Origin of the sequence: Qipengyuania marisflavi, assembly GCF_005884405.1 — a bacterium.
Lineage (GTDB): Bacteria > Pseudomonadota > Alphaproteobacteria > Sphingomonadales > Sphingomonadaceae > Qipengyuania > Qipengyuania marisflavi.
The window spans coordinates 220,070-241,945 of the sequence record NZ_VCAO01000003.1 but is presented as its reverse complement, the minus strand read 5'-3'; the positions used below and the strand labels follow the sequence as shown (position 1 = coordinate 241,945).

Sequence of the window (21,876 nt, the reverse complement as noted above, 5' to 3'; positions counted from 1 at the left end):
CCGGCGGGGCGTCGCCTCAGTTCATCGGGCCGGTAAACAGCAGCGGGTCGAGCCGGGCATCGCGCCACTTCAGGCTCCAGTGCAGATGCGGGCCGGTGGCGCGTCCGCTGCTGCCGATATCGCCGATATGCTGACCCTGCTTCACTCGCTCGCCTTCTTGCACATAGAGCCGCGAGGAATGGAGGAAAGCGCTGTTCAGGCCATTGCCGTGATCGATAATCAACAGCTTGCCTTCGAGGCTGAAATCGCTGCTGGTCGCCAGCACCACCACGCCGTCAGCGGGCGCGACATAGGGCGAACCTGCGCGGCCCGTGGTGACGTCCAGACCCGAGTGATAGCTGCCCGGTTCGCCGCGATAGACGCGCTGCGAACCGAAGCGGCCCGAGATCCGGCCCGTGACCGGCCAGACAAAGTCCTGCCGCCAGCCCTGCGTGTCGCTTTCCACCGCGCGCGCGCGAACAATCCGCGCCAGTTCGGGGCGGCGGATGCGCATAAAAGCTTCGCTGGCCCCGCCGGGTGAGCGCGCGACATTTACCCGTTCGATGTTCCAGGCGCGCGGCGCAATCGACAGCGGGCTGTCGATGGTTCGGCCATCGGCCAGCCTTGCTGACAGGGTTGCGGATGGTCCCGCATCCCGGTCGAACGCAGCGAAGAAATGCCCATCATCATCAATCGGCAGCGTCTGGCCGCCCAGTGTGACACTAACCGCACCGCCGGGTGCGGTGCCGCGAATATAACCGCCCTGCGTCAATTCGCCGCTGAACGAAAACACCCCGGGCCGGGTCGGCTGGATGTGCGCCACAGGAGTAGGGGTTGGCGCCGGTGTCGGGCTTGCCCGCACCGGCTGGACCACAGCAGAAGGCGCGGCGGTGGTAGCAGGCTCTTCGGGCTGCCCATCGGGGACGGCACAACCCATGACCAAAGCGAGCGCCAGCAGTGGCGCGACCCGGCTGATGATCATTTCGCCAACCGCTCTGCCGCGAGCTGCGCGCTGGCATAAGGTTCCTGATATTCTGCCGACCAATAGCGCAATTCCTCCAGCGGAACGGGCACCCCGCTCATCGCGCACAGGACATATTTGCCCGCGCGCAGGACGCGAAAGGCATTCGGGCCATAGTGCAGTTTGGCTTCAGAGCCCGCACCGGTAGATTTGTTCATCAGCATGGGGCTGCTTTAGCAGGTGCAGATTAACCGAACAAATCATCTTGCCGGGGCGGCGTTGGTTTCGCCGCAGCAGGCTTGCGGGCTGCCGGTTTGGCAGCAGGGCTGGCCCCATGTGGCACCACCACCAGCTCGCCATCGCGAAATTTCAGCGTCAGCGCATCCTGCTTGGCGGCCCGTTTGCGGTCGGTAATCGTGCTGCCATCAGAACCCATCACGCGGACATAGCCGCGTTCCAGCGGCCGGTCGGGATGCAATTGCTGCGCCAGACGGCCCAGCGCGGCAATTTGTTCGCGGCGATCCGTAATTCGCCGTGTGACCAGCGCAGGGTCCAGCCGCACCGCTCCCAGCCGCTCTGCCGCGCGTTCCAGCCGCGCGCGCAGCAGCGGGGCCGACAGGCGGGCGCGGTCGCCCTGCAATGTCGTGCGCGCGGCGGCGATCCGGTCGAGCAGGCCGCGCCGCAATCGCTCGGCCAGATCGTCCAGCTTCTGCGCGTGCGGTTCGACCAGCGTTTCGGCGCGCGGCAGGCGCTGCACCCGCGCCTCCAGCCGTTCGCGCCCCAATTGCACGGGCCGCGCGGCGCTTTGCCGCTGGCGATGCGCAAAATCCGCCAGTGTCGCGGCCAGCTCGGCGCGCACCGGCACGGCAATTTCCGCCGCAGCAGTGGGCGTGGGCGCGCGGCGATCGGCCGCAAAATCGGCCAGCGTGGTGTCGGTTTCGTGCCCGACCGCGCTGATCGTCGGGATAGTCGATTCGGCGATGGCGCGGACCACAGCTTCCTCGTTAAAGCTCCACAAATCCTCTATCGACCCGCCGCCGCGCGCCACGATCACCAGATCGGGCCGGTCGGCGTGTTCTTGCGGCAAATTCGAAAAGCCCCGTACTGCCGCCGCCACCTGCTCGGCAGCGCCCTTGCCCTGCACCAGCACCGGCCAGACAATCACGCGGCTGGGAAAGCGGTCTGCCAGCCGGTGCAGGATGTCGCGAATCACTGCGCCGGTGGGCGATGTGACCACGCCGATGGTGCGCGGCAGAAATGGCAGCGTGCGCTTGCGGTCGGCATCGAACAGCCCCTCGCCCGCCAGCCGCGCCTTGGTCTTTTCCAGCAGCGCCAGCAGCGCGCCTTCGCCGGCCAGTTCCATCCGGTCGATCACGATCTGGTATTTCGAGCGTCCGGGATAAGTCGTCAGCTTGCCCGCCGCGACCACTTCCAGCCCATCTTCGGCATGGAACGCCAGCCGCCCCGCATTGCCGCGCCACATCACCCCGTCGATGACAGCGTTTTCATCCTTGAGCGCGCAATAGAAATGGCCCGAGGCGGCGCGTTTGACGCCCGACAACTCGCCGCGAATCCGCACAAAACCGAATTTGTCTTCGACCGATCGCTTCAGCAATTGCGAGATTTCGCTCACCGAATGCGGCGCAGCGTTGTCGCCCGCCGCGCTGCGCGCTACGAGACTGTCCTTGCTATCCAAATCGGGGGTTTCGGCGGCCATGAATATCCTTCTGCTCGGCAGCGGTGGACGCGAACATGCGCTGGCGTGGAAGCTGGCGCAATCGCCGCGCTGCGACAAGCTGTGGGCGGCGCCCGGCAATCCGGGCATTGCCGAAGAGGCGACCTGCGTCAAACTGGATGCAGGCAATCACGCTGCGGTCATCGAGTTTTGCCAGCACCAGACAATTGGCCTGGTGGTGATCGGCCCCGAAGTGCCCTTGGTGGAGGGGCTGGGCGATGCACTGCGCGAGGCTGGATTTGCCGTGTTCGGCCCCTCGAAAGCCGCGGCGCAGCTGGAAGGCAGCAAGGGCTTTACCAAGGATCTGTGCGAACGCGCCGGTATTCCCACGGCGAAATATATCCGCACCACCTCGCTTGAACAGGCGTGGGGCGCGCTGAAGCGTTTCGATCCGCCCTTCGTGCTCAAGGCCGATGGGCTGGCGGCGGGCAAAGGCGTGGTGATCGCGCAAACGCGGGAAGAAGCGCAGGAAGCGCTGGCCGAAATGTTCGACGGCAAATTCGGTGCTGCCGGTGCCGAAGTGGTGATCGAGCAATTCCTCGAAGGCGAGGAAGCCAGCCTGTTTGCGCTGACCGATGGCGAGACCATCGTGACGCTGGGAAGCGCGCAGGATCACAAGCGCGTCGGCGATAGCGATACTGGCCCCAATACTGGCGGCATGGGCGCCTATTCCCCCGCCCCGGTGCTGACCCCCCAATTGCAGGCGCAAGCGCTGCGCGAGATCGTGGAGCCGACTGTGCGCACTATGGCGGCAGAGGGAATGCCCTATTCCGGTGTACTGTATGCCGGGCTGATGCTGACACCGACCGGACCGCAGCTGATCGAATACAATGTGCGTTTTGGTGATCCTGAATGTCAGGTGCTGATGATGCGGCTGAAAAGCGATCTGGTCGATCTGATGATGGCCTGCGCCGAAGGCACGCTGGGCCAGACCGCTGCGCCGCGTATGGCGGGCGATGCGGCGCTGACTGTGGTGATGGCAGCCAAGGGTTATCCCGGCACCCCAGCCAAGGGCGGCGCGATTGTGCTGGGTGATGCCGAGGAGGATGACGACGCCAAGGTCTTCCACGCCGGGACACTGATGCAGGACGGCGCGCTGGTCGCGGCGGGTGGCCGCGTGCTCAATGTCACCGCCAGCGGCGCGACAGTCACGCTGGCGCAGGCCGCCGCTTACCGCGCGGTGGACGAGATCGATTTCGACGATGGCTTCTGCCGCCGCGATATCGGCGCCCGCGAAGTCGAGCGCGAACAGGCGCGGCGGAGCAGCTGACGGATCAGGCGGAGAGCTTCTCCGCCACCAGCGCCTGAAGGTCGGCTTCGGGCCGTGCGCCGTAATGGCTGATCACTTCGGCGGCGCAGATGGCACCCATACGCAGGCACCGCTCAAGGCTTTCGCCGCGCGCATGGCCGGTCAGGAAGCCCGCTGCGAACAGATCGCCTGCGCCCGTAGTATCGACAACCTTGGCAACCGGCTCGGCAGCGACTTCGGCGCGGGTGCCGCCCGCCACTGCGACCGCACCGGCGGCGCTGCGCGTGGCGACCAGCACGGGAACCTTGGCGGTCAGCGCCGCGATCCCGTCCTCGAAATCGCTTTCACCTGTCAGCGATGCCAGCTCGTGTTCGTTGACGAACAGAATGTCGATCTTGCCCTCTTCGATCAGCGCGCGAAAATCGTCGCCATGCCGGTCAATCACGAAGCTTTCGGACGCAGTGAAGGCAACCTTGCGGCCCGCACCGCGCGCCACGTCGATGGCGCGGCGCATGGCGCTGCGCGGTTCTTCGGGGTCCCACAGATAGCCTTCCAGATAAAGGATGGCGGCGCTGGCGATGGTGTCATCATCCAGTGCGGCGGGAGGCAGGAACTGGCTGGCCCCCAGGAAGGTGTTCATGGTCCGCTCGCCATCGGGCGTCACAAAGATCAGGCAGCGGGCGGTAGGCGGCTCTGCAGCACGCGCGGGCGTGTCGAAATCGATGCCGACAGCGTGAATGTCGTGGCTGAACACATCGCCCAGCTGGTCCTTGGCGACTTGCCCGATGAAGGCGCATTGTGCGCCCAGCGCGCTCATACCCGCCAGCGTGTTGGCAGCCGATCCACCAGAGATTTCCTTGGCTGGGCCCATCGCTTCATAAAGCCGGGTGGCGCCTTCGGCATCGACCAGCGTCATTCCGCCCTTGGCCAGGCCAAGTTCGGCGATCAGCTCTTCGCTGCAGGGGGCCATCACATCGACAATGGCGTTGCCGATGGCGATTACGTCGTAACGGGGTTCGGTCATGAATGCTCCAGAACTGGCAATTGGTCGGCGCGCGTTAGCGGCTCGACCGCAAGAGGCCAAGCCCGGCGTTGACTTGGGCGGCGGCCTTGCGCATTCGCTGGCCGCTATGATTTCGCTCCCCCGCGCATCCGCACTGGCTGTTGGCCAGTTGAGCGACCCGGCGATCCTGAGGGTCTTGGCCAAGAGTGTTGCAATAACGCTGGCGATTTTCGGGGCGCTGGGGTGGTTGCTGGCCCTGTGGATGAACCAATTGCTGGCGGCGGGCGGCATTGCTGATCCCGACGGGCTTACCCCACTGATAGCTATTGCTGGCACCGTTATAGGCGGGTGGCTGCTGTTCCGCATCGTGGCGCTGTTCGTGCTGCAATTCTTTGCCGAGGATGTGGTGCGGGCGGTGGAGGCGCGGCATTATCCCGGCGCGGCATCGACTGCGCGCGAGCTGTCCTTTACAGTAGGGCTGAGCAATGGCTTGCGCTCGCTCGCCCGCACTTTAATCGCCAATCTTGTTGCCGCACCCTTTGCGATTGCGCTGCTGGTCACCGGGATCGGCACGATTGTGCTGTTCTGGGCGGTCAACGCCTGGCTGTTGGGCCGCGAATTGCAGGATATGGTGTGGCTGCGGCACCGCGCTGAAAATGAGGAAACTGCCCCCATGTCCGGATCGTCACGCCTGTTGATGGGCGGTGTGTTTGCCGCACTGATGTATGTGCCCTTCGTCAATTTCCTCGCCCCGGTGCTGGGCGCTGCCACGGCAACGCATATGGTACACCGCAAACGTGCGGGGATGGTCCATGCGTAAGCTTGCGCTGGCCCTTGTGCCGTTACTGGCCGCCTGCGCCGCCACCCCGCAGCCGCGCACTGCTGCACCGCCGCCTGCGCGCACCACTGCTGCTCCCCCGCCGCAGACCAGCCCGGTGAGGCCGGCCGTGACAACGGGCTTTCGCGCGCCGCGAGTGATGCGGATAGCTGGGCTGGAGGATGTAATTGGAAAGAACGGCACCGCCATCGCCAATATGTTCGGCACGCCGCGGCTTGAGGTGAAGGAAGGCGATGCCCGCAAGCTGCAATTCGCGGGCAATTCCTGTGTGCTCGACGTCTATCTTTATCCGCTGACGCAAGGCGCAGAACCAAGCGCGACCTATGTCGACGCCCGCCGCGCCAGTGACGGTCTTGACGTCGACCGCGCCGCCTGCGTCAAATCGCTGCGGCGTTAATCGAAGGCAAGCGGCGCTTCGGCCCCGCCCTGCATGGGCAACGGGCCTTTGGGCGAGATGGCGGGAACCGGCAGGCCAGCCTCAGGCGGTTTGCGCTTCGGCTTCGGCCCGGCCCGCACAGCTGTGACAATATCTTCCGCTCGCCGCCGCCGTTCTCGTGCGCTCACCCCGCGCTCCAACAGGTGGCGGGCCTTTTCCATAAGCAGGCGCTGAAAGTGATTCATCAGGTCACTATACCATGAAACTCTCGCCGCACCCGCATGCGCCCTTGGCGTTGGGGTTTTCGAAGGTGAAGCCGGCGGTGAAGTCATCCTCTACCCAGTCCATCACGCTGCCGACCAGATAAAGCACGCTTGCGCCGTCAATGTAGAACACCCCGCCGGGAGTCGCGATTTTCTCGTCGAACTTCACCTCTTCGGTAATGTAATCGACCGAATAGGCGAGGCCCGAACAACCGCGGCGCGGGGTCGACAGCTTGACCCCGATCGCATCGTCGGGGGCTTTGGCCATCAAATTGGCGACGCGCTGCTCGGCGCGCTGGGTCAGCGTCACGGCAGCGGGAAGAGTGCGGGTTTTTGTCTCGGTCATAGCATTCCCAGTTCCAGCCGCGCTTCGTCGGTCATTTTTTCTGGCCCCCACGGCGGGTCGAACACCAGATTGACCTGGGCATCGCGAACGCCCGGCACGCTGGCGGCGCGCAGTTCCACCTCGCCCGGCATCGATTCGGCGACCGGGCAATTCGGCGTGGTCAGCGTCATGGTCACAACGACGTCACTTTCGTCCGACACATCGACCCCGTAGATCAGGCCGAGATCATAGATATTGACCGGAATTTCAGGGTCATAGATCTCCATAAGCGCGGCCACGACCGCCTCATACAGATCACCGCCAGGCTCCCCCGCCGTCAATGTTTCAGGCTTGGCCGCCAGGAAACCTTCCAGATAATCACGCTTGCGCACCAGCTTTTCCTGCGGGCTTTCCTCAGGCTCCACAGCGTCCGACACCCGCGCACGCGGCGGCTTGGCCGCCAGCGGATCATTCGGCGGCGGGGCGGCGATATAGTCTTTGCTGTCCATGTCCTCGATCATCCGAAGATCCTCTGGGTTCGTTCGATACCGCGCATCAACGCAGTGATATCGCTTTCATCCGAATAAAGCCCGAAGCTGGCCCGCGCGGTCGCGGGGACGCCCAGATGCTCCATCAGCGGCTGCGCGCAATGGTGGCCTGCGCGGATTGCCACGTTCTCTTCATCCAATATGGTGCCGAGGTCGTGCGGATGCACCCCCTCCATCACAAAGGACACAATGCCCGCGCTATCTTCCGGACCGAGCAGGCGGACTGAATTGAGCCCGCGCAGCTGGTCACGCAGCTGGCTGGCCAGCGCGGCTTCGTGCGCAAACAGCTTATCAGGCCCAAGCGCGGCGACATAATCCACGGCAGCGTGCAGCGCGATTGCCTCGGCAATCATCGGCGTGCCCGCTTCGAAGCGCTGCGGCGGCGGGGCATAGGTAGTGCGGGCAAAGCTGACCCGGTCGATCATCGCACCGCCGCCCTGATAAGGCGGCATTGCGTCCAGCAATTCTTCCCGCGCCCACAACACGCCAATCCCGGTAGGACCGTACAATTTGTGGCCCGAAAAGGCGTAAAAATCGCAATCCAGCGCTGCCATATCCAGCACCATGCGCGGGGCCGCCTGACAGCCGTCGAGTAGCAGTTTGGCCCCCACCCCATGCGCCAGATCGGCGGCGCGGCGAGCATCGAGCACCGATCCCAGCACATTGGAAACATGCGCCAGCGCAACCAGCCTGTGCTGCGGCGTCAGCATGGTTTCCAGCGCGTCCAGATCGATACGTCCGTCTTCGGTCAGCGGGCAAACATCGATATGCGCGCCGGTCCGCTCGGCAATCATCTGCCACGGTACGATATTCGAATGATGCTCCAGCATGGACAGCATGATGCGGTCGCCGGCCTGCAGCACGCTTCCGCCCCAGCTAGCCGCGACCAGATTGATGGCCTCGGTCGCGCCGCGCACGAACACTATTTCGCTGGCGGAGCGCGCACGGATGAACTCCGCGACCCGGCGGCGCGCGGCTTCAAACCCCAGCGTCATTCGCGCCGAACGTGCGTAAACCCCGCGGTGCACTGTGGCATAGTCGCGCCCCAGCGCATGGCTCATCGCATCGATCACTGCCTGCGGCTTGTGTGCGGTGGCTGCCGTGTCGAGATAATGCCACGGCGCGCCGTCCGGCGTCAGCAGGCCGGGAAAATCGCCGCGCACATCGGGCTGGCGGAGCAGGGTGGCCGCTTCGCTCACAAATGCCGGTCCAGCTTGTCCAGTGCCATCCGCATCAGCCGCTCGCGAGTGTCATCATCGTTCAGCGCCACAAAGGCATCACCGATAAATGCCTGCACCAGCAGCCGCCGCGAAGCCTCTGGCGACAGCCCGCGCGCGGCCATATAAAACCGCGCAGTTTCGTCCATCTGGCCAACAGTTGCGCCATGCGCGCATTTCACATCGTCGGCGAAAATCTCCAGCTGCGGCACAGCGTTTACGCTCGCGCCCTTCTCCAGCAGCAATCCCTTGAAACTTTGCGCGGCATCGGTCTTCTGCGCATCGCGCGCGACATCGATATTGCCGAGGAAATTGCCCGTGCCCTGCCCCCAATGGACGCTGCGCACGGTCTGGTTGCTGGTGCCATCGGGCTGGGCATGGACCACGCGGGTGACGAATTCACGCACCGTGTCGCGCCCGCCGACGGTAACGCCGCCCATTTCAAAATGCGCGCCCTTGCCCAGCGTCACTTCCACTTCGATCCGGGCATAGGGAGCGCCCGCGATCACGCCAAAAAGCTCGCACCGCGCGCCGTCGGCCACACTCACGCGCAGACGGCGTACTTCGGCCACTTCACTATCGCCGATGGTCAGGCATTCGTGAAAAGTCTCACCCGCCGCGACAGCAATAGTGCGCCAGTCCGCCAGCGGTGCGGCTGCCAGCGCTTCCACCGCAGCATAGCGCCAGGCTTCGTCCTTGCGGGTCGGCAGGGTGGCCAGCTCGCTCACGCCGCCATCACCGCGTCATAGCCTTCGGCTTCAAGGTGCTTGGCCAGCTCCGCATCGCCGGTTTTCACGATCCGCCCCTGCGACAGAATATGCACGAAATCGGGCTTCACATAATCGAGCAGCCGCTGGTAATGGGTGATCAGAAGCACGCTCTTGTCAGGCTGGCGCATGATCGCATTGATGCCGTCGCCCACCACGCGCAGCGCGTCGATATCCAGCCCGCTATCGGTCTCGTCGAGGATGGCGAGGCGCGGATCGAGGATGCCCATCTGCACCATTTCGGCGCGTTTTTTCTCGCCGCCGGAGAAGCCGACATTGACGTGGCGCTTGAGCATTTCCATGTCGAGCCCCAGCAGCGCGGCCTTTTCGCGCGCCAGTTTGAGGAAATCGCCTGCCGAATGAAGCGCTTCATTTCGCGCCGAACGCTGGGCGTTCAGTGCCTCGCGAAGGAACTGAACATTCGAAACACCGGGAATCTCGACCGGATACTGGAATCCCAGAAAAAGACCCGCCGCGGCGCGTTCATGCGGCTCCATTTCGAGCAGGTCCTGCCCCATGAAAGTCACGCTGCCGCCGGTCACTTCATAGCCCGGACGCCCGCCCAGCACATAGGACAGCGTCGATTTGCCCGCGCCATTCGGCCCCATGATCGCATGGACCTCACCCGCATTGACGCTGAGCGAGAGGCCATTGAGGATTTGCTTGCCAGCGATAGTGGCGTGAAGGTCTTTGATCTCGAGCATCATATATTTCTCAATTCATCGTCGCCCCGGATATGATCCGGGGTCCCGCTGCCGTTTGACGGGCGGAGCGGAAAAATAGCGGGATCCCGGGTCAAGCCCGGGAAGACGGAGGTGGGGGCTGGGGAATGCATCAGTGTTCCTCGCGCCGGTTGGGGCGTGAATAATTCTGGTTCGGATTGGCATCGCGATGGGTGCGTGCGGCCTCCTGCTTGTCGGCCATGCGCACGCGCATTCCGGCTGTGATCCGCGCCAGCACGGCGTCCATGTCTTCAAGGATTTCTTCGGCTGGAATCCGCATCACGCGAATGCCCACCGCCTCAAGGCTCTTGTCGCGGCGGGTGGCCAGCGCCTCTTCCTCGTCCAACTCGTCGATCGAGATTGCCATACCCAGCGAGTGGCAGCCGAAATCGACAATCGCCGAGCCGATCACCATGTGGCGGATGAATTTGTGCCGCCCCAGATCGGCCTTGGCAAACCGCTCTGCCAGCGCCTTGTGCGCCGGGCTCGAATGCCGCCGCATATCGCGCGCGCGTTCGTGCAGCGCATCGAGCCGCTTCTCGGATATCTCCCAACCGCGGCCCTTCTTCTTGATTGCGGGCGCATCATCCTGCTCGGACGGGGTGCGAAGGTGGAGGGTTTTCTTTTCGGTCACGTTGCGTTTACCCTGAAATAAACTGTCCCGCTAAAGTCTCGATCTCCTTGCTCAGCTTTCTTAAAAGACCATTCGTCGGGTCGTTCCATGAATGTCTGCCAGACCATGAGTCCAAAGCATTTGCGCGCGGCGTCGAAACTAGACCGCGCCGCCTTCTCGTAGATCGGCTGAAACGGTGTGCCCGTCCAATCCGATCCAGGCATCCAACTTGATGTGTGAACCTCATCGCAAGAGATCATGCCGTTCAACTCATCTTTGATTTTGAGAAGTTCGCCTTCGGAAAGGCGCGAAAGCCAATCGCAATACTGTGTTGCATGTGGAACCGCTGTTATCTGATCACCATTTAGCAAATCTATCAACATCACCCCACGCTCCCCTCGAGCGAAATCGCCAGCAGCTTCTGCGCCTCTACTGCGAATTCCATCGGCAGCTGCTTCATCACGTCCTTCGCGAAGCCGTTGACGATCAGCGCCACCGCTTCCTCGGTCCCCAGCCCGCGCTGCATTGCGTAGAACAGTTGGTCGTCAGAGATTTTGCTGGTCGTCGCCTCGTGCTCGATCTGCGCGCTGGGGTTTTTCACTTCGATATAAGGCACGGTGTGCGCGCCGCATTCACTGCCGAGCAGCAGGCTGTCACACTGCGTGAAATTGCGCACATTGTCGGCGTTCGCGCCCACGCGGACCAGCCCGCGATAGGTGTTTGAGCTCTTGCCGGCGCTGATGCCCTTGGAGATGATCGTGCTGCGGCTGCCCTTGCCATTGTGAATCATCTTGGTGCCGGTATCGGCCTGCTGGTGATTGTTGGTCACCGCGACCGAGTAGAACTCGCCCACGCTGTCTTCGCCATTGAGCACGCACGACGGGTATTTCCACGTCACCGCGCTGCCGGTTTCGACCTGCGTCCAGCTGATCTTTGACCGTGCGCCCTGGCACAGCCCGCGCTTGGTGACGAAATTGTAGATCCCGCCCACGCCCTCGGCATTGCCGGGATACCAGTTCTGGACGGTCGAATATTTGATCTCCGCATCGTCCATCGCGACCAGTTCGACCACTGCGGCGTGGAGCTGGTTTTCATCGCGCATCGGTGCGGTGCAGCCTTCCAGATAGCTGACATAGCTGCCCTTTTCGGCAATAATCAGCGTGCGTTCGAACTGGCCGGTGTTTTCGGCATTGATGCGGAAATAGGTGGAAAGCTCCATCGGGCAGCGCACGCCTTCGGGAATGTAGACGAAGGTTCCATCCGAAAAGACCGCGCTATTGAGCGTGGCGAAATAATTGTCACGCTGCGGCACGATTTTGCCGAGCCATTTTCTGACCAGTTCAGGATATTCGCGGATCGCCTCCGAAATCGAGCGGAAGATGACGCCCGCGCTCTCCAGCTCCTTGCGGAATGTGGTGGCGACGCTGACGCTGTCGAACACCGCATCGACCGCAACCCTTGCCTTTTCGGGCTCAGCGCCTTCGACCCCGGCGAGCACTTCCTGCTCGGCGATCGGGATGCCCAGCTTGTCATAAACCGCCTTGATCTCGGGATCGAGCTCATCAAGCGAGCCCAGCACCGGCTTCTTGGTCGGTTCCGCGTAATAATAGGCGTCCTGGTAATCGATCTTGGGATAGCCGACCTTGGCCCAGTCAGGCTCGTCCAGCGTCAGCCACAGGCGAAATGCCTTCAATCGCCAGTCAAGCATCCATTCCGGCTCGTTCTTCTTGCCGGAAATGAACCGGACCGTGTCCTCGGTCAGCCCTTTGGGCGCGAAGTCCTGCTGGATATCCGACGACCAGCCGTGTTCATATTCGGCAGCGCGATCCGCTGCGTCACGGGCGTCCTGGTCCTGGATTGCGGCAACTTCGTTCATGCTGGTTCTTCCTGGCGGGCGAGTTGGGTCAAAGGGATATTGGCCAGCGCGCCGCGCACCGCCTCGTTCACCAGCGGCCAATGCGGCCTGACTGCGCAATCATGGCCGACCGAACAGTCGCCGCCATCGCTGCACGCCGACAGCGCGATCGGCCCTTCGACCGCCTCGACAATATCCGCCAGAGTGATCGCCGCTGCGGGCCGCGCCAGCTGCAAGCCGCCGCCGGCACCGCGGGTGGAGCGCAACAATCCGGCAGCCACCAGCTTGCTGACCAGTTTCTGGACCGTGGGCACAGGCAGGGCGGTTTCCGCCGCCAGTTCGGCCGCACTGGTCCGTCCCCCGCCGCAATGGCGGGCCGCAGCGCCCATCGTAACGACGGCGTAATCGGCGAGATTTGACAGGCGCATAATGTAATCGGACCAATCTGTTCCGATTAGGCACCTATGCCGCAGTGCAGCAGTTTTCAACCGTGAACCGCCTGTTGCGAGTCGTTAGCAGCTAGCCGTCATCGCCAAGCTGTTCATCCTGATTGCCGCCAAACAGGTCGACCGAACCATAGCCGTCAGGTCCAAGCATATCGGTTACCGCCGAACCATCATCAGGGATCAGCAGGCGCGGGGTGCGGCCCGTGAAATAGCGGATTTCCTTGATCAGATGCGCCTGATCGTAAAACGCATCGCGAATCTCGGTTTCGACTTCGGGGGCAAGCTGCGGAAATGACAGCAGAGTGGCGGCGCGAATGGCGCGGTAACGGCGGATCAGACGAATCGGTGATTGCCCGAAAAATTGCGCGACCAGCCGCTGAACCTGTCGTTCCGAATAGGGCAGGCTGGCATAGAGATCAGCCAGATCGGGTTTGAACGAGCTGCTCAGCCATTCCAGCGTGTGGTCGATCACTTCAATATGCTTGGGGCGCAAGGCGCTCAGCCCTTCGCGCACAATCTGCACCATTGCGTCCAGCATCTGCGCATCATCCAGCGCACCTGACCGCCAGGCCGGGGCCAGCGCGGCGAACTTTTCAGCCAGCCCCTCGCCCAAGGCCGCGCCGGGCGCGAAGAACCGGTCGTGCCATTTGGTGACATCCAGCCCGGTCAGCGCCGCCCAGCCGCGAAAATTGAGCGAGACGCCAAACGCCCGCGCCGGGCCAGTCACTTCGAACTGGCGCGCCTGTAGCAGCGGCGCGGCGAAGAAGGCGTCACTGGTCCGGCCAATGGCATCGCCATCGAACTTCATCCGCGCGCTGCCTTGGACAAACGCAACCATTTGCCCGGAATAGGCGGGCAGGATTTCCGTCAGGCGCGGCTCTTCAAGCTGCCAGCTGTAAAGCGAATTGAGATATGGCGCGAGGTCGGGCGGGGCCGCCACAAATGTAAACTGATGCGGGCTTTCGCCCTGTTGCGCGCCCGCCATCGACCCAGGTTCCGACTTATCAAGGTGCGACCCCTGGCCGGTTTCATGCAACCAAATGCGGCACTTGGAAAGGGGGCGAGAGGATCACGGTGCCAAAAAAAGGGGGCGGCGCCCGGAGGAACCGCCCCATAAAGTCAGGAACTCTTTGCATGAATGCGCCGAGCCCTTCGGGTCGCAGGGGTGAATTAAGCCGAGTCTGTATCATTTGATTGTATGCAAACGACATCTCGGCATTTCGGACAAAATAGGTCATCGCTGGATCGGTTTGTAGGTGCGGCCAACCGGTCCTGCGCTCGACAGGATCAGGCGGGTTGGGCATAGGCGCGGCGCATGTTGTTCCATCTCGCCCGCCCCGCCTTGTTCGCTCTGGATCCGGAACGCGCGCATGGCCTGACCATCGCCGCGCTCAAGGCCTCACCGCTGCGCAGTCCACCAACTGCAGGCGCGCTGGCAACCGAGGTGGCGGGCATCGCCTTTCCCAATCCGCTGGGCATGGCCGCCGGGTTCGACAAGGATGGCGAAGTGCCCGATGCGCTGCTTGGGCTGGGCTTCGGATTTGCCGAGGTCGGGTCGATTACCCCGCTTCCGCAAGCAGGCAATCCCAAGCCGCGCCTGTTCCGGCTGGTCGAAGACCGCGCGGTGATCAATCGGATGGGGTTCAACAATGGCGGCTCCGAAAGCGCGCGCAAGCGGCTGGCGAGCCGGGCGCAGCGACCGGGAGTGGTCGGGATCAATATCGGTGCCAATAAGGACAGCGCCGACAGGATTGCCGATTACGCCAAGATGACGCAAATCATGGCGCCGCTGGCATCGTATCTGGCGGTCAATATCTCCAGCCCGAATACGCCCGGCCTGCGCGCCCTGCAGGACGAGGGCGCGCTGACTGCCCTGCTTGACGCTGTGCTGGATGCACGCGGCGCTGACGGCCCGCCGATTTTCCTCAAGGTCGCGCCCGATCTGGAGCGTGCCGATATCGACGCGATTGCGCGGATTGCGCTGGACAAGCAGCTGGGCGCGCTGATCGTCTCCAACACCACCATCTCGCGCCCTGATTTGCGCTCGCATCACCGCGGCGAAACGGGAGGCCTCTCCGGCGCACCGCTGACGCAGCTGGCGCTGGGCCGCATCCGTGATTTCCGCAAGGCAACCGGCGGCGCGGTTCCGCTGATCGGTGTAGGCGGCATTGCCAGCGCCGCAGACGCCTGGGCGCGCATCCGCGCCGGGGCCAGCCTGGTCCAACTGTACAGCGCGCTGGTCTATGAAGGACCGGGACTGGCGCGGCGGATTGTCAGTGGGCTGGAAAAAATGATGCGCCGTGACGGCTTTACCTCGATTGCCGAGGCGGTCGGGACGGAGTAGCGTCCCCCGCATGATCCGTGCTTTTACCGTTTCGCTTGCTGCCGCCCTTCTCGCTGGCTGCGCCACTCTCCCCGCCAATGCGCCCGCCGCACCAATCGCTCCGCCAGCCGGTTTTGCCGGCACAGTGACCGCCGCCGATCCACGCGCTGAGGAGGCCGGGATGGCCATGCTGCGCGCTGGTGGCAATGCCACTGACGCCGCGGTTGCCACCATGCTGGCGCTGACAGTGGTCGAACCGCAAAGCTCCGGCATTGGTGGCGGCGGCTTTCTGGTGCGCGGCACCGCCGCTGGCACCGCTGAAAGCTTTGACGGGCGCGAGAAAGCCCCGGCGGCGGCTGGACCTGAGTGGTTCTCTGGCCCTGACGGAAAACTTCCCGCTTACCGCGAATCGGTCCGCAGCGGCTTGAGCGTGGGGGTACCCGGCAATGTCGCAATGGCCGCCCGCGCGCACGCCAAGAATGGCAGGCTGCCCTGGGCCAAATTGTTCGAACCCGCGATTGCGCTGGCCCGTGACGGGTTCCGCATCAATCCGCGCCTGCACGATTATCTGGTGCGGATGCCCGAACATGCCGGTGGTTCGCCGGTGGCCAAGGCGCTGTTTTATGACGCAGCGGGGGCCGCGCATCCCGTGGGCCATGTGGTCACCAATTCGGCGCTGGCGCGGACCTTCACAGATATCGCCGCACGCGGGCCGCAGGCGTTCTATACCGGCGCGCTGGCCGAGGAAATCGCCACCACCACTGCTGCTGCCACGCCGCATGACAAGGCAATGACCCCCGCCGATCTGGCCGATTACGAGGCGCAGGAACGGGCTCCGGTATGCGGCAATTACCGCGCCTATCGCATCTGTGCGATGGGTCCGCCGACTTCGGGCGGTGTCGCCGTGCTGCAAATCCTCGGCATGCTCGAACGCTTCGACCTGTCGGCGCTGGGCGCGGAAAACCCGGTCACCTGGCACCTGTTTCTCGAAGCGCAGCGGCTGGCCTATGCCGACCGGGAATTGTATCTGGCGGATAGCGATTTCGTGTCGGTGCCCGTCGCCGGACTGGTCGATCCGTCCTATCTGGCGCAGCGAAGCGCCCTGATCGATCCCGCGACCACGCTGGCCTTTGCCGCTCCGGGCAAACCGGCTGGTGCACCCATTGCCTTGGCCGACGGCGACGAGCCTGAGGAGCGCGGCACATCGCACCTCGCCGCCGTGGATGCGGCAGGCACGATGGTCAGCTACACCTCCACCATCGAGGGGCCGTTCGGGTCCGGGCTGATGGCTTCGGGATTTTATCTCAACAATGAACTGACCGATTTCAGCCGCTCGCCAGAAGTGGAGGGCCGTATGGTCGCCAACCGGGTGGAGAGCGGCAAGCGTCCGCGCAGCTCGATGTCGCCGGCTGTGGTCTGGGACCCGCAGGGCCGGCCATTCCTCGCCGTCGGTGCCGCTGGCGGCTCCACCATCCCGGTCCAGACCGCGCGCAGCATCATTGCCGCTATCGATTTCGGTGCATCGGCCGGCGAAGCGGTCGGGATGCCCTTCATCATGGCGTTTGGCGATGCGATACTGGTCGAACAGGGCACCTGGCTGGAAACCGCCATTCCCGCTTTCGAGGCATTGGGCCACAGCCAGATTACCGCACGCGCCGCCCCGGTAAAGGGCGGTGCCATCCTACGCTCTGCCAGCGGCTGGCAGGGCGCGCGTGACCCGCGCATCGAAAGTGATCTGATCTTGCCCTGAGACGCCGTTAATGCCGCCCGTGCATGGTCTTGCCGTAGCGGCAGCGGGAGCCTAAGCCGCCCCGCAACGTTGGGACGCAAACAAAACAAGAAACTACGAGGAGCCCGAAGTGCTTTCAGATATCGATGCGGCAAATAACCTCGTCGAGCTGTTCCTCAAGCATGCCGACGAAAAGGCCGACCAGCCCTTTCTCGGCCACAAGCGCGCCGGTGAATGGCAGACGCTGAGCTGGGGTGAAACTGCCGATCAGGTATGTATTCTGGCAGAAAAGCTGCGCGCCATGGGCCTGACCGATGGCGACCGCGTGGCGCTGGTGTCGGAAAACCGGCCCGAATGGTGCATTGCCGATCTGGCGATCATGGCGGCGGGCTGCATTACCGTTCCGGCCTACACCACCAATACGCAGCGCGATCACGTCCATATTCTCGACAATTCGGGCGCCCGCGCGGTGATCGTGTCGAACGAGAAATTGTCCGGACCGCTGATCCCGGCGATCATGCACACCGGAATTGCCGAACATATCATCCCGATCGACGGCATCCGCAAATATCAGGGCGGCAATCTTAGCTGCCACACATGGGCCGACCTGACGCAAGGCGATGCGGCCACGGCCCGTCAGGCTGTGCGGGAGCGGATTGCCACCATCGGGCGCGGCGACACCGCTTGCATCATCTACACCAGCGGCACCGGCGGTGCCCCGCGCGGAGTGATGCAGCATCACGGCGCGATCCTGTGCAATGTCGCGGGCGCGGGCGAAATCCTGATCGATGATTTCGGCCTGTCGAATGACGAGCGCTTCCTGTCCTTTCTCCCGCTTAGCCACGCATACGAGCATACTGGCGGGCAATTCCTGCCGATCTCTGTCGGCGCGCAGATATTCTATTCCGAAGGGCTGGAGAAACTGGCCAGCAATATCGAGGAAGTGAAGCCGACGATCATGGTCGTCGTCCCGCGCCTGTTCGAAGTGCTGCGCACGCGGATCATGAAGCAGATCGAAAAGCAGGGCGGCATGGCGCTCAAACTGATGGACACTGCGCTGGGTGTCGGTGAACGGCGTGCTGCCGGAAAGCCGCAGTTTGGCGATGCTGTACGCGATTTCGTGGTCGCCCGCCTGCTGCGCCCCAAGATTCGCGCCAAATTCGGCGGCCGGGTCAAGGCGATGGTCAGCGGCGGCGCGCCGCTCAATCCCGAAGTCGGCATCTTCTTCGATGCGATGGGTCTGACCATGCTGCAGGGCTATGGCCAGACCGAGGCTGGCCCGGTGATGAGCTGCAACCGCCCCGCCGCCGGGATCGCCATGCATTCCGTCGGCCCGCCCATGCGCGGCGTGGAAATCAAGATTGCCGAGGATGGCGAAATCCTCTGCCGCGGCGAGCTGGTAATGCATGGCTATTGGCAGAACCCCGCCGAAACCGGGCGGGCGCTGCAAGACGGCTGGCTGTACACCGGCGATATCGGCCATGTTGATGATCAGGGCCGGGTGGTCATCACCGACCGTAAGAAAGACATGATCGTCAATGACAAGGGCGACAATATCGCCCCGCAAAAAGTCGAGGGGATGCTGACCCTGCAGCCCGAAATCGGCCAGGCAATGGTGACCGGCGACCAGCGCCCCTATATCGTGGGCCTGATTGTCCCCGATGCCGAATGGGCGCTCGACTGGGCCAAGGCGCAGGGCAAGAAATTCGACCTGCGCGAATTGCAGGACAATCCCGAATTCCGGGCCGAAGTGCGCAAGGCTCTGGACCGGGTGAACAAGGAATTGTCAGTGGTCGAAAAGGTCCGCCAGTTCACCTTTGCCGACGAAGCCTTCACCGTCGAAAACGAAGAGATGACGCCGAGCATGAAAATCCGGCGGCATAAGATCAGGGATCGCTACGGCGAGCGCCTCGACGGGCTTTACCGCAGCTAAATATGCGAGATATAGGGATAATCCTTGCCGGCACGCTACTGCTCGGCAGCTGCACCACGCGCCAGCACATCAGCGATGCGCTACCCTCCGCGCTCGAAGCGGGCTGGGAAGGAGAGCGGGTCTGCACGCTCCAGCACCAGACCGACACGCACCGCTTGCTGCGCTGCACCTTCCCGCCGGGTGTGGGCCACGAACGGCATTATCACCCGCCGCATTACGGATACGCGCTGATCGGAGGCACGATGAAGCTCACCAGCGAAAGCGGCACGCGCACGGCGACGCTGGCGACGGGCTCGGATTATTCGAGCGACGGCGTGGAGTGGCACGAAGTAGTGAATGTGGGCGAGACCACGGTGACCTATCTGATTGTGGAAGAGATTTAGAACAATGATGCGGTACCCGGTCAGCCTCGCCGTTTCACTTTTGATTTCAGGCTGCGGTGGAGATGCCGAGACGACGAACGATTCCAAAGTTTCTTTAGACTTAGAACGGCTTGAGGAAATCTCGCGCATCAATTGCGAGTGTCGAATGGCAGGCTATGAAGATTCTGTCGCAGATGCCGAGTACAAGCGGCTAACGGTAGGCATAACGGGATTGGGTGTAGCAACTTCGAGCGTTCCCGTTTCCTATGAAAGCGTTTGCTTCGAAGGCTTCGGCGACGACGCCTGTATCTCTACGGGCGGATACGTCCCACCTAATTCCGATGACTTCATCTGCACTGAGGAGCAGGGAATTGCCCTTGAAGGGCTTTTCAATGCGGTCGAGGCCGGAGGTGGCTCTATCGATGATGCCGACAAAGCGGTTTCGGAAAAGCTGGAGTCATTTCGGCAGGAAGCTCGCCGCAATGCGGTGACGAAGAACTGTCGATGAACGACTGTGGCTCTTACGCAGCCACTTCCTCGATGAACTCCGGATAGAAGCTGGGTGCGCGGTCGCTCCAGCCTGGCGCGGTTGCGGCGGCTTCGCTGATGGATTGCAGCAGCATCCGACGGCGTTCAGGGCGAATTTGCGGCAGGGCTGCGGCGGCGCAGAAGGCGCTGGGCAGCCACGGACGCGCTTCGGCGCCCAGCAGGCGTTCGTAGAGGAAGCGGAAGGCGGAGAAACTGTCCATGCGTTCCTGCGCAAGGTCGAAAGCGGCCACGCGGGTGAGCTTGCCGACAAACCCTTCGATCCGGTCGAAACCCGAATCCTGCGGCACCGATTGGCGCAGCGCCTTCAATTCCTGATAAGCGACATATTGGCTGCGGATCGCGGCGTTTTCGACCGCGTTGCGGCCCCAGACACGAAACGCATCACAGCGCCCCAGACCGATATCGAGACTGCGGCGGATATAGCGCTGTTCGGCAGCGGTGAAGCTGGCGAATTCGCGCATTTCGGCGATGGTGAGCGATGCGGCATTCGTGACGGCCATGATGGCACTCCCTGTTGCAGGGTGAATGTCACCGAACTTGGTTAACAATTGGTGTTGATGGCCTAAATTGGTCTAGATCAAGCCCGCCAGTGGCGAGCTGGGGTCGGCATATTTGCGCGTGGCCATGCGGCCGCTGAGATAGGCGTGTCGCCCGGCCTCGACTGCCAGTTTCATCGCGCGGGCCATGCGGATGGGGTCTTTCGCCTCGGCAATGGCGGTGTTCATCAGCACACCGTCGCAGCCCAGTTCCATCGCCACAGCTGCATCGCTGGCAGTGCCAACACCGGCATCGACCAGCACGGGCACGCTGGCGCCTTCGACGATCAGGCGGATGGTCACGCGGTTCTGGATGCCCAGCCCGCTGCCGATTGGCGCGCCCAGAGGCATGACCGCCACGGCGCCCGCCTCTTCCAACTGCTTCGCCGCGATGGGGTCATCGGTGCAATAGACCATCGGCAGGAAGCCCTCATTCGCAAGGATTTCAGTGGCCTTGAGCGTCTCGCGCATATCGGGATAGAGTGTGCGCGCCTCGCCCAGCACCTCCAGCTTGACCAGATCCCAACCACCCGCCTCGCGCGCCAGCCGCAAGGTGCGGATCGCGTCGTCGGCGGTGAAGCAGCCTGCGGTATTGGGCAGATAGGTCGTCTTTTTCGGGTCGATGAAGTCGGTCAGCATCGGCGCCTTGGGATCGCTGACATTGACCCTGCGGACCGCCACGGTGACGATTTCCGCGCCCGAAGCCTCCAGCGCGGCGGCGTTCTGCGCAAAATCCTTATATTTGCCGGTCCCGACAATCAGCCGCGAGGTGAAGGTACGGCCCGCCACGGTCCAGCTGTCATCCCCGCTGCCGCCGCCGACGAAATGGACGATTTCCAGCGTATCGCCGTCACTGACCGGATGCTGCGCCAATTCGCTGCGCGGGGCGATCACGCCATTGCGTTCAACCGCGACCTTGGCCGGGTCGAGGTCCAGTTCGCGCACCAGCGCGGCTATTGTGGTGGCAGAAGTGCGGCGCAGTTCGCCGTTAACGGTCAGGGAGATAGGGGCTGTCATGCCCCGCCACTTAATCCTTGCAACGCTCCGCGCAAGACGCGGAGTGCGTATGGCGCATGTTGAGGATGTGGCCGAGCGAGACCAATGCGACGCCGATGATGGTCAGGATCGCCTCTTTCGCACCATGCGGCACCGCCAGTGCGCCGCCCATAAATGTCAGGCCGGTCATCGCCACCACAAAGGGTGCAGCCATGCGGTGACGCAGCGCGCCCCAGCCAATCGCAACCGCCGCAATCAGCGTTGCGATCACCAGGCCGATGCGGTGGATGTCGGGCGAGAGAAACAGCTCCTCGCCCAGACCCAGACCGGACACCAGCACAATCGACAGCAGGCAATGCACCGCACACGCACCCGACAGGAAGATGCCCGCACGGTCGAGCCGCCGACGAATCGGGGAAATGGCACGTTGCAACATGCAACACAGATATGTGACGATGTAACGTGATGCAAGGGGAATGCCCTGTTCCGCTGTAATTTCGCCATCGGCGGAGAGGCGATAGCCGCGCAATTCGTTTTGCCCTTGCGAAAGG

General features: G+C 63.2%; 26 protein-coding genes. 8 read left to right on the top strand and 18 right to left on the bottom strand.

Annotated elements, in window-relative coordinates:
- Nucleotides 1-16: 16 nt before the first annotated feature.
- From FEV51_RS08190 to xseA, 3 genes are read right to left on the bottom strand one after another with little or no spacing between them, the layout of a single operon-like run.
- On the bottom strand, nt 17-961 hold the full coding sequence (locus tag FEV51_RS08190) for a M23 family metallopeptidase (protein ID WP_138617755.1): 945 nt from the start codon (nt 959-961) through the stop codon (nt 17-19).
- Entirely contained in the window at nt 958-1,164 is a 207-nt protein-coding gene (locus FEV51_RS08185; RefSeq protein ID WP_138617753.1) for a DUF2093 domain-containing protein, read from the bottom strand. Before FEV51_RS08185 ends, FEV51_RS08190 begins: the two co-directional genes overlap by 4 nt.
- Before the next feature lie 23 nt (nt 1,165-1,187).
- Complete coding sequence (gene xseA, locus FEV51_RS08180; protein WP_138617751.1) at nt 1,188-2,657, bottom strand: exodeoxyribonuclease VII large subunit; 1,470 nt, start codon at nt 2,655-2,657, stop codon at nt 1,188-1,190.
- Between xseA and purD the strand changes: the two genes are divergently transcribed.
- Complete coding sequence (purD, locus tag FEV51_RS08175) at nt 2,656-3,945, top strand: phosphoribosylamine--glycine ligase (protein ID WP_138617749.1); 1,290 nt, start codon at nt 2,656-2,658, stop codon at nt 3,943-3,945. The two genes, xseA and purD, sit on opposite strands and share 2 nt — an antisense overlap.
- 4 nt (nt 3,946-3,949) lie before the next feature.
- Here purD and FEV51_RS08170 read toward each other — a convergent pair whose 3' ends face one another.
- Nucleotides 3,950-4,948 (bottom strand): adenosine kinase, encoded by a 999-nt coding sequence (locus FEV51_RS08170; protein ID WP_138617747.1) that lies wholly within the window; start codon nt 4,946-4,948, stop codon nt 3,950-3,952.
- On the opposite strand from FEV51_RS08170, the gene FEV51_RS08165 reads away from it, so the two are divergent.
- Both FEV51_RS08165 and FEV51_RS08160 read left to right on the top strand, forming a co-directional pair.
- The gene (locus tag FEV51_RS08165; protein WP_246034496.1) at nt 4,947-5,747 is read left to right on the top strand and encodes an EI24 domain-containing protein; all 801 of its coding nucleotides are present in this window, start codon (nt 4,947-4,949) and stop codon (nt 5,745-5,747) included. The genes FEV51_RS08170 and FEV51_RS08165 overlap by 2 nt on opposite strands.
- Nucleotides 5,740-6,162, top strand: coding sequence for a hypothetical protein (locus FEV51_RS08160; protein ID WP_138617746.1), 423 nt, complete (start codon nt 5,740-5,742; stop codon nt 6,160-6,162). The genes FEV51_RS08165 and FEV51_RS08160 overlap by 8 nt, the downstream gene beginning before the upstream one ends.
- On the opposite strand, the gene FEV51_RS08155 is transcribed toward FEV51_RS08160, so the two are convergent.
- The 11 genes from FEV51_RS08155 to FEV51_RS08105 all read right to left on the bottom strand — a co-directional run bounded on the left by FEV51_RS08155 (nt 6,159) and on the right by FEV51_RS08105 (nt 13,882).
- A complete protein-coding gene (locus FEV51_RS08155) occupies nt 6,159-6,329 on the bottom strand; it encodes a hypothetical protein (protein WP_171033073.1) in 171 nt (56 codons plus the stop codon). The genes FEV51_RS08160 and FEV51_RS08155 overlap by 4 nt on opposite strands.
- 64 nt (nt 6,330-6,393) lie before the next feature.
- Nucleotides 6,394-6,750, bottom strand: coding sequence for a HesB/IscA family protein (locus tag FEV51_RS08150; RefSeq protein WP_138617742.1), 357 nt, complete (start codon nt 6,748-6,750; stop codon nt 6,394-6,396).
- Nucleotides 6,747-7,238 carry an SUF system Fe-S cluster assembly protein gene (locus FEV51_RS08145; protein WP_246034509.1) on the bottom strand — a complete coding sequence of 164 codons (492 nt, stop codon included), beginning with the start codon at nt 7,236-7,238 and terminating at the stop codon, nt 6,747-6,749. Before FEV51_RS08145 ends, FEV51_RS08150 begins: the two co-directional genes overlap by 4 nt.
- An 8-nt stretch (nt 7,239-7,246) precedes the next feature.
- Nucleotides 7,247-8,476: an aminotransferase class V-fold PLP-dependent enzyme gene (locus FEV51_RS08140; protein ID WP_246034495.1), complete on the bottom strand. Its 1,230-nt coding sequence runs from the start codon at nt 8,474-8,476 to the stop codon at nt 7,247-7,249.
- On the bottom strand, nt 8,473-9,222 hold the full coding sequence (locus FEV51_RS08135) for a SufD family Fe-S cluster assembly protein (protein WP_138617738.1): 750 nt from the start codon (nt 9,220-9,222) through the stop codon (nt 8,473-8,475). Before FEV51_RS08135 ends, FEV51_RS08140 begins: the two co-directional genes overlap by 4 nt.
- Nucleotides 9,219-9,965 carry a Fe-S cluster assembly ATPase SufC gene (gene sufC / locus FEV51_RS08130; RefSeq protein WP_138618200.1) on the bottom strand — a complete coding sequence of 249 codons (747 nt, stop codon included), beginning with the start codon at nt 9,963-9,965 and terminating at the stop codon, nt 9,219-9,221. Before sufC ends, FEV51_RS08135 begins: the two co-directional genes overlap by 4 nt.
- Before the next feature lie 130 nt (nt 9,966-10,095).
- Complete coding sequence (locus FEV51_RS08125; RefSeq protein WP_138617737.1) at nt 10,096-10,617, bottom strand: endonuclease domain-containing protein; 522 nt, start codon at nt 10,615-10,617, stop codon at nt 10,096-10,098.
- Nucleotides 10,614-10,982 (bottom strand): hypothetical protein, encoded by a 369-nt coding sequence (locus FEV51_RS08120; protein ID WP_222927446.1) that lies wholly within the window; start codon nt 10,980-10,982, stop codon nt 10,614-10,616. Before FEV51_RS08120 ends, FEV51_RS08125 begins: the two co-directional genes overlap by 4 nt.
- Complete coding sequence (gene sufB, locus FEV51_RS08115; RefSeq protein ID WP_138617735.1) at nt 10,979-12,472, bottom strand: Fe-S cluster assembly protein SufB; 1,494 nt, start codon at nt 12,470-12,472, stop codon at nt 10,979-10,981. Before sufB ends, FEV51_RS08120 begins: the two co-directional genes overlap by 4 nt.
- Nucleotides 12,469-12,879, bottom strand: a complete 411-nt coding sequence (locus FEV51_RS08110) for an SUF system Fe-S cluster assembly regulator (RefSeq protein ID WP_138617733.1) — start codon at nt 12,877-12,879, stop codon at nt 12,469-12,471. The genes sufB and FEV51_RS08110 overlap by 4 nt, the downstream gene beginning before the upstream one ends.
- Nucleotides 12,880-12,970: 91 nt before the next feature.
- The gene (locus tag FEV51_RS08105) at nt 12,971-13,882 is read right to left on the bottom strand and encodes a helix-turn-helix transcriptional regulator (protein ID WP_138617731.1); all 912 of its coding nucleotides are present in this window, start codon (nt 13,880-13,882) and stop codon (nt 12,971-12,973) included.
- 330 nt (nt 13,883-14,212) lie between these two features.
- Between FEV51_RS08105 and FEV51_RS08100 the strand changes: the two genes are divergently transcribed.
- The 5 genes from FEV51_RS08100 to FEV51_RS08080 all read left to right on the top strand — a co-directional run bounded on the left by FEV51_RS08100 (nt 14,213) and on the right by FEV51_RS08080 (nt 19,752).
- On the top strand, nt 14,213-15,241 hold the full coding sequence (locus FEV51_RS08100; protein ID WP_138617729.1) for a quinone-dependent dihydroorotate dehydrogenase: 1,029 nt from the start codon (nt 14,213-14,215) through the stop codon (nt 15,239-15,241).
- Nucleotides 15,242-15,251: 10 nt separating this feature from the next.
- Nucleotides 15,252-16,970, top strand: a complete 1,719-nt coding sequence (gene ggt, locus FEV51_RS08095; protein ID WP_138617727.1) for a gamma-glutamyltransferase — start codon at nt 15,252-15,254, stop codon at nt 16,968-16,970.
- Between the two features lie 109 nt (nt 16,971-17,079).
- Nucleotides 17,080-18,882: an AMP-dependent synthetase/ligase gene (locus FEV51_RS08090; RefSeq protein ID WP_138617725.1), complete on the top strand. Its 1,803-nt coding sequence runs from the start codon at nt 17,080-17,082 to the stop codon at nt 18,880-18,882.
- A 2-nt stretch (nt 18,883-18,884) separates the two neighbouring features.
- Nucleotides 18,885-19,265 (top strand): cupin domain-containing protein, encoded by a 381-nt coding sequence (locus FEV51_RS08085; protein WP_138617723.1) that lies wholly within the window; start codon nt 18,885-18,887, stop codon nt 19,263-19,265.
- Between the two features lie 4 nt (nt 19,266-19,269).
- Nucleotides 19,270-19,752 (top strand): hypothetical protein, encoded by a 483-nt coding sequence (locus FEV51_RS08080; protein ID WP_138617721.1) that lies wholly within the window; start codon nt 19,270-19,272, stop codon nt 19,750-19,752.
- A gap of 13 nt (nt 19,753-19,765) precedes the next feature.
- Here the strand turns inward: FEV51_RS08080 and FEV51_RS08075 are convergent, their stop codons facing one another.
- From FEV51_RS08075 to FEV51_RS08065, 3 genes are all read right to left on the bottom strand, one after another.
- A complete protein-coding gene (locus tag FEV51_RS08075) occupies nt 19,766-20,293 on the bottom strand; it encodes a hypothetical protein (RefSeq protein WP_138617719.1) in 528 nt (175 codons plus the stop codon).
- A gap of 72 nt (nt 20,294-20,365) precedes the next feature.
- Nucleotides 20,366-21,346, bottom strand: coding sequence for a sulfur carrier protein ThiS (gene thiS, locus FEV51_RS08070; protein WP_138617717.1), 981 nt, complete (start codon nt 21,344-21,346; stop codon nt 20,366-20,368).
- 10 nt (nt 21,347-21,356) lie between these two features.
- Nucleotides 21,357-21,854, bottom strand: a complete 498-nt coding sequence (locus tag FEV51_RS08065) for a MerC domain-containing protein (protein ID WP_342773739.1) — start codon at nt 21,852-21,854, stop codon at nt 21,357-21,359.
- Nucleotides 21,855-21,876 lie beyond the last annotated feature (22 nt).